This window comes from Methylophaga sp. UBA5088, from assembly GCF_002414625.1.
Lineage (GTDB): Bacteria > Pseudomonadota > Gammaproteobacteria > Nitrosococcales > Methylophagaceae > Methylophaga > Methylophaga marina.
The window spans coordinates 1930-2480 of record NZ_DIAC01000076.1; positions in this window are offsets into that span (position 1 = coordinate 1930).

The following is a 551-nucleotide window of genomic DNA, read 5'->3' on the forward strand; positions in this document are numbered from 1 at the left end:
AGAATATGGCAACCTTTATGCCGAAGTGGACTGCCTATGATATGCGGTTGATGGCGGAACGTTTTATCAGCGATGGCATGATTCCTCAAGCTGGCGATGTGGAACATTTGACACAAATGCTGGGTCGCCCATTACACAGCTATCGTGACTTTGCACAGACCATCTCTGCTTAGCTAAGCGTTTAGCGTTAATATAAAAACGGCAGGAAAGCGAATCACTCTTTCCTGCCGTTTTATTGATATGAGTATTAAATCTAGAAAAGCAGTAGTTTCATTGCCTGGTGACCAAAAAAGAATCCATGTTTTGCCATTGAAGCAGTCGAGAAATACGCTTTTCGATCGAGTCGTTCAGAGCGCCTTTTCATCAGCGTAGCTATTGACAGCCATGCTATAAATTTCTGAAGCACGTAAACCCCAACACTTTTTAATGACTTCAGGAAGTCTGAATTAAGATGATCAGAAAGAAACACAGTTTTAATTTTGTCAGCAAATACATATGGCTTTTTAGTTTATTACTCAGCAGCACCGTTTTTGCACAATCACCCTTTGAGC